Consider the following 6,300-nt stretch of genomic DNA (forward strand, 5'->3'; position numbering starts at 1 on the left):
ACGGACATGTCTCATGGTTCATCCGACTCTCACCCGGCCGGCGCCGTGGCCACCCGGGCCGCGTCGGCGACCGGCTGGAGGACGACGCGAGCGAGGCCGCGGAGCAGCGGTTCGCCGGCGATCACGCGGGCGAGCGGCGGGCTGTGGGCGTAGTAGAAGCGCACCAGGTCGGCGCCGGTGGCCGACGGCTTGAGCCAGGCGTCGCGGAACGCCCGCAGCGCGGCGACCTGGGCCGCCCACGGCGCGCCGAAGGCGGCGGTGGCGACGAAGCAGAACGAGTCGACCGTCTGGAACTGCTGCGCCGGCGTGGTCACGCTGGTCGTGGCGATCGTGCTGCGGTTGGTGCACCTGTCCTCGTAGAGGACCGCGAACTGGTAGGTGTAGTCGCCCCAGAGCTGGCCGATCTCGACGCTGCTCGGCCGGCCGAACGGCGAAAGCCCGCTGATGTCGATCGGCGGCAGCTCGTGGGCGGCGTCGAACACCTCCGGGGTCCACGTCATGTCCTCGCCGGTGATGTGGCGGATCTTCACGCTCGAGAACGTGTCGGGGTCGTCCTGCTCCGGGACGGTGAAGCTGAGGCGCACGCGGTCGAACGCGAGGACCTCGGGCTCCAGGTCGGTGACGGGCGCGAGGTCGTGGAACCTGCAGCTCCCGTCCCAGCCGTCGCCGTCGGTGTCGACGACGCCCTCGCTGCCGTACGAGAACACGCCCCAGCGGAACGTGTCGCCGTTCTTGGTCATCAGCCGCAGCCGGTCGGCCCCGCTCCCGCCGTCCTCGCTGATCGTCGCGTCCGGCGGGTGGAGCGCGCCGGAGGCCCCGTTCCAGTCGCCGTAGCCGGCGTAGGCGTCGGTGCCGGTGAAGCCGCGCTCGCGCGGATCGAAGCTCACCGCGTACACGACCGAGGGCTGGCCGAGGTACTCGACGCCGTACTGGTCGAGCCGCGGGTCGACGTAGTGGTCGTCCTCGCGGTCGAAGTCGAACTGGGCGTTCTCGTCGTGCTCGAGGCTGACCTCGGCGTAGGCGGTGATCGGCCCGCGAGCGACCACGTCCGCCGGGATCAAGAAGGCGGCGAACTCCTCCTTGTCGCCGACCGGGGTGGCAGCGGTGACCGAGTCGAGCTTGTTGATGCCGCTGTACTCCTTCGCATCCGGCGAGTCGAGCATGCCGTCGAAGACGATCAGGTCGTTGCGCGGCGGGTAGACGCTCCGCCCGCCCTCGGGGTCGAAGCGGCCCTTGTCGGTGCTGAAGTTCTTCGGCGAGGGGCAGGTCATGGTGTCGACCACGACCGTCTGGTTCGCCTCGGGCGTGAGCGGGATGCAGAAGTAGCTCTCGGCGGTGCTGCTGTTCTCGTGCCAGCCGAGCGACTCCTGGTCGAGCGGCTCCTGGTCGAAGAAGACGATTCGCGGGTAGCTCGCGCCGCTGCGGTGGGCCCAGATCGGCAGCACCGACGGCCGCGGCCCGTAGGGCGCGCGCCAGCTCGACACGAAGTCCCAGCGGCCGGGGCGGTTGCCGATGCCGTACTTGCCGGTCGCCTGGGTGACGAGGACGTCGCGCACGTGCCGGCCGTCCCGGTCCTCGAGCCAGATCGCCATCTGCACGTCGGGCACCGGCGTGTAGTGGAACTCGACGAGGATCGCCTCGTCGGCCGCGGACGCCCGCCCCGGCAGAGCGAGCGGCAGGCCGAGAGCGGCCAACATCGGCCAGATTCGCCAGATGCGGGGTCCGTGCGCCATCTGCTCCGGCATCCTACCACGGCCCCGCAAAGGCCGCTCGCCGGGGCTCACGACCGCGGGCTCCAGCGCGGCCTTCCGCGACCTCTGCGACAACCTCCGCGAGGAGCGCGACCGGCACCGCCGACCTGGAGCACCGAATCCGGCCACTCGGCTCATGCTCGGAGGGGCATGTCCCTTCGAGCATGCTCTCCGGTACATGCCCTCGCGGACATGTCTCGGCGAACACCCGTCAGGTCTTGCGCTCGATGAGCTCGACCTTGTAGCCGTCGGGGTCCTCGACGAACGCGATCACGGTGGTGCCGTGCTTCATCGGCCCGGCCTCGCGCACGACCTTGCCGCCGCGGGCGCGGATCGACGCGCAGGCGGCCGCGGCGTCCTCGACCTCGAGGGCGATGTGGCCGTAGCCGGTGCCGAGCTCGTAGGACGACGTGTCCCAGTTGTGGGTCAGCTCGAGCACGGCGGTGTCGGCCTCGTCGCCGTAGCCGACGAACGCCAGGGTGAAGCGGCCGTCGGGGTAGTCGCGGCGCCGCAGCAGGCGCATGCCGAGCACCTCGGTGTAGAACGCCAGCGACCGCTCGAGGTCGCCGACGCGCAGCATCGTGTGAAGGATCCGCACGGCGCTACTTCCCGCTCGGCTTGGCCGTGATGTTGCCGGACGCGGCCGGCGTGTTCGGGGCCGCGGGCGTGGTCGCCGTGGCGCTCGGGCTCGGGCCGGCGGCGGCGCGCAGGGCCGCCTCGACGAAGCTGTCCTGCTTGCCCATCTCGACCACCAGCTGGTCGCAGTTGGTGTAGTCCTTGATCGTCACGAAGTTCTCGGGCGGATCGCGGAACTGGATCGGGTCGGCCTTGAGCGTGACCTCGCCGCCCCACGGGACCATCTTGGTGGTCGACACCCCGGGCGCGTTGACCAGCGCCACCGCGATGCACGAGTTGTTCTGGCGCGTGAACAGCACCCCGATCGACATCGCCTCGCAGCCGGCCTTGGGGCACACGCGCTCGGGCGACGGGCGCACGTCGATCGGGCGCCCCGGCAGCGCCTTCTCGACCAGCTGCTTCATCTTCTGCTGGACCGCCTGGGCGTAGTTCTGGTTCTCGGCCGCGATCGCGCTGGGGATGATGCGGGGGAACAGCACCACCACGCCGCCGGCCACGCCCTTCGAGTGCGAGATCTCGGGGGCCAGGAAGCGCGTGTCGTTCGGCGAGCCCGCCACCACCCCGGTGCCCGCGCCGTCGGTGCCGGCGCCCGGGTCGGTGGTGCCGGCGGCGCCGCCCGGGTTCTGCGGGTCGGCCGCCGCGGCGCCGCCGCCCTCCGGCGGGGGACCCCCGATCGTCGGGCCGCCGGCGCCGGTGTTGGCGTTGTCGGGGGGCGGGGTCGTGCCGCCCGACGTGGTCGGGTTGCAACCCAGGCTCACGGCGGCGAGGACGAGGGCGAGGCGGGGGGTCGAGAGCATGGCGCCGATTGTACGAAAACGGCCCGTCCTCGGCGAGAATTCGCCGTCCGCCCGGGGGCCCGGCGGCCTGGTGGGGGCCGTTTGCCGCGGATCTGGCCCGGATGTTCGATTTCGCCCGCGTTTGGAGTAGGCTGGGCCCACGCGAACCGACATGAAGCGCAGCGAAAAGGCCCTCAAGATCCAGGCCGTCCTCGACCGCCTCTATCCCCAGCCCGCGGTCCCGCTGCTCCACGGCGACCCCTTCACCTTGCTGGTGGCCGTGGTGTTGTCGGCGCAGACCACCGACGCGCGGGTCAACCTCGTCACGCCCGAGCTGTTCCGCCGCGCGCCCACGCCCGAGGCGATGGCGCGCCTGTCCGAGGCCGAGATCCTGGCCCTCATCCGCACCTGCGGCCTCGCGCCGGCCAAGGCCAAGAACATCCGCCGGCTGTCGCAGCTGCTGCTCGAGCGGCACGGAGGACATGTCCCGAAGGACATGGCCGCGCTCGAGGCCCTGCCGGGGGTCGGCCACAAGACCGCCAGCGTCGTCATGATCCAGGCGTTCGGCGTGCCGGCGTTCCCGGTCGACACCCACATCCACCGGCTCGCCGCCCGCTGGGGCCTGTCCGACGGCACCACCGTCGAGAAGACCGAGGCCGACCTCAAGGCGCTGTGGCCGCCCGAGGCGTGGGCCAAGCTCCACCTGCAGATCATCTACTTCGGCCGCGAGCACTGCCCGGCCCGCGGCCACGACCCCAAGGTCTGCCCGATCTGCTCGTGGGCCGGCGTCAAGACCCGTCTGGCCGCCGAGGCCAGGGCGCGCGCGGCCGCCCGCGTCGCCGCGTCCGGGTGACGCCGGCGCCTGCACCTTTCATCATGTCCGAGCAGACATGCCCATCGGGGCATGTCTTTTTCGACATTCTCTCTTGGACATGCTCCTAAAAACATCAGCCGCGGTCGAGCCAGCGGCTCGGCGCGAGCGGCCCGAGGGCGGCCTGGGCGAGCGCGCGGGCGGTGCGGCCGACCTCGCGGCGCACGCTCGGGTCGGCGAACATGCCCGGCGGCAGCAGCGAGGCGACGAACTTGGCGCTGCGGATCCGCAGGGCATCGGCGCGGGTCAGGCTGCCCTCGGAGGCGGCCGAGAGGTCGTGGCTGGCCGCGTCGTCGATGGCGGCCAGCGCCGTCGCGAACTCGGCCCGCGCCGCCGTGAGGTCGAGGCGCGGGCCGTCGGGGTGGAGGCGCCGGATCAGCGCCTCGAGGCCGTCACACAGCTCGGACAGCGCGTGCTCGTCCATCGCCGGCAGCATACGCGGCCGGCGCGGCGAGCACGAGCAACACGCGAACTCAGCCGCCCGGGTCGTCGTTCTTGTGGACCCAGAAGCCGCGCATGTTGAGCGTGTTCACGTCCTGGCCGTGCAGCCAGAACGCGGGGTGGCTCGGGTCGACGCCCGGCTGCGGGTTCTCGTCGATGGCCACCAGCCACAGCTGCTTGACCGCGTCCTTGCCGCCCTCGAGCTTGTTGCCGAAGGTGCGGCGCGAGGTGAACACGGCCCAGTTGTAGCCGCCCGAGGCCCGCGGCGCGAACGTCGGCTCGTAGTTCCAGTGGCGGTCGCGGTCGCCGGCGTAGAACCCGTAGTCGTCGCCGTTGCCGGCGCCCAGCCGGATCTCCGTGCCCGGCTGCTCGACGCTGGCGAGGAACATGTCGCTCGTGCCGTTGCGGGTGTCGAGCATCGCCGGGTAGGCGCCGCGGTGGTAGATGACGTAGCGCCCGTCGGGCGTCATGCTCGGGAAGACGATCCCGTTCAAGGTGGCGTCGGGCCCGGGCTCGACCAGCTGGACCGGGTTGCTGGCGGTGCGGGCGACGGCGTCGTAGTCGAGCGTCATCAGCGAGTGCGTGTTGTGATCGACGTAGGCGATCTTGCGCCCGTCGGACGAGAACGTCGGCATGTTGAGGATGAGGTCGTCGATGCCGGTGCCCATCAGCTTGGCGCCGGTCAGCGCGTCCCACATGCCGGGCTGGCCGCCGGGCGGGCCCGGCAGGTTGGTCTCGCCGTTTTCGATCACCACCGTGCCGTCGGGCGAGATCGCCGGCATCGCCCAGTTGCGCACCGGCTTGCCGACGGACGTGGTCGAGAACAGCGGCACGTTGTTGACGAGGTCCCAGGTCGTCACGTCGATGTCGCCGCCGATGATCATGCGCGTGCCGTTGGCCGAGGCCGAGTGGCAGGTGCTGCAGCCGTCGTAGCCGGCGGCCAGCAGGAAGTCCTCGGGGGCGTCGGCGCCGGGGTTGATGCGGAGCACGCGGCCGAGGCTGTTGGCCCAGTAGTACACCGAGCCGATCAGCTTCTCCGACGCGATCGTCCACGTGTCGTCGGCGAGCACGAACGCCGCGGCCTGCCCGGCCGGCAGGCGGTGGACGTCGAGGTTGAGCGGCAGGCCCGAGCTCGACTCGGAGATCTGGACCCACAGCGGCTTGGTGATGGTGTGCCGCGAGGGCGGCTCGGCCAGCGTGTAGATCTTGGCGTCGACGAACTGGCCGCTGTAGCGCACCAGGTACTTGTCGCCCGGCGTGCTGCCGTGCCACATCAGCTCGGCCGGCGCGAGGCCCTTGGGGAACACGGTGCCGTCGTAGGGGTACGACAGGACCGCGGTGTCGGGCATCGTCGCGCCGTCGAGGATCGCCTTGTCGGCCTCGGTGATCTCGGGCGGCACGAGGTCGACCTTGAGGAACACGTTGACCGTCGCCTCCGCGGTCTTGTTGCCGTGCAGCGCCTGGACCACGAGCTGGCCGCCGTACTGCCCGCCCGCCTCGACGAGGCCCTTCTCGTCGACCGAGGCGATGTAGCTGGCGTCGGCCGACCACGTCGCCGTCACCGGCGCGCCGTCGCAGAACGCGTTGAGCTGCGCCGGCGCGTGCACGCCGTTGTCGATCATGATCGTGACCTCGGGCGGATCGACGGTGAGCGTGTTGCAACTGGCGGGCGTGCCGGTGGAGCCGGTCGGTTCGCCCGTGCTCGGGCCCGCGCTGTCGGTGCCCTCGGTCGTGGTCGGCGCATCGGTCGCGGTCCCGTCGGAGTCCGAACCGGTCGCCATCGTCGACGCGATCCCGGTCGGCGACGTCGGCGTCACGCCTCCGT

Annotated in this window: 7 protein-coding genes; 2 read left to right on the top strand and 5 right to left on the bottom strand. The window is 71.5% G+C overall.

Translation table 11 applies throughout. The annotated features are described in order from the left end of the window. Nucleotides 1-29 precede the first annotated feature (29 nt). The 3 genes from K7C98_RS18890 to K7C98_RS18900 form a co-directional block, all read right to left on the bottom strand. Nucleotides 30-1,697, bottom strand: a complete 1,668-nt coding sequence (locus tag K7C98_RS18890; RefSeq protein WP_224193083.1) for a CFI-box-CTERM domain-containing protein — start codon at nt 1,695-1,697, stop codon at nt 30-32. A 265-nt stretch (nt 1,698-1,962) separates the two neighbouring features. Continuing rightward, entirely contained in the window at nt 1,963-2,349 is a 387-nt protein-coding gene (gene gloA, locus K7C98_RS18895) for a lactoylglutathione lyase (protein ID WP_224193084.1), read from the bottom strand. A 4-nt stretch (nt 2,350-2,353) separates the two neighbouring features. Next, nucleotides 2,354-3,184, bottom strand: coding sequence for a hypothetical protein (locus tag K7C98_RS18900; RefSeq protein WP_224193085.1), 831 nt, complete (start codon nt 3,182-3,184; stop codon nt 2,354-2,356). Nucleotides 3,185-3,335: 151 nt separating this feature from the next. Between K7C98_RS18900 and nth the strand changes: the two genes are divergently transcribed. Next, nucleotides 3,336-4,016 carry an endonuclease III gene (gene nth / locus K7C98_RS18905; RefSeq protein WP_224193086.1) on the top strand — a complete coding sequence of 227 codons (681 nt, stop codon included), beginning with the start codon at nt 3,336-3,338 and terminating at the stop codon, nt 4,014-4,016. Nucleotides 4,017-4,110: 94 nt separating this feature from the next. Here nth and K7C98_RS18910 read toward each other — a convergent pair whose 3' ends face one another. Beyond that, nucleotides 4,111-4,458, bottom strand: a complete 348-nt coding sequence (locus K7C98_RS18910; RefSeq protein ID WP_224193087.1) for a hypothetical protein — start codon at nt 4,456-4,458, stop codon at nt 4,111-4,113. 49 nt (nt 4,459-4,507) lie between these two features. Further along, complete coding sequence (locus K7C98_RS18915; protein ID WP_224193088.1) at nt 4,508-6,097, bottom strand: hypothetical protein; 1,590 nt, start codon at nt 6,095-6,097, stop codon at nt 4,508-4,510. On the opposite strand from K7C98_RS18915, the gene K7C98_RS18920 reads away from it, so the two are divergent. Beyond that, on the top strand, nt 6,096-6,300 hold a 205-nt coding region (locus tag K7C98_RS18920), incomplete at its 3' end, for a hypothetical protein (RefSeq protein WP_224193089.1). The genes K7C98_RS18915 and K7C98_RS18920 overlap by 2 nt on opposite strands.

This window comes from Nannocystis pusilla (assembly GCF_020073745.1).
Classification (GTDB): Bacteria; Myxococcota_A; Polyangia; order Nannocystales; family Nannocystaceae; genus Nannocystis; species Nannocystis radixulma.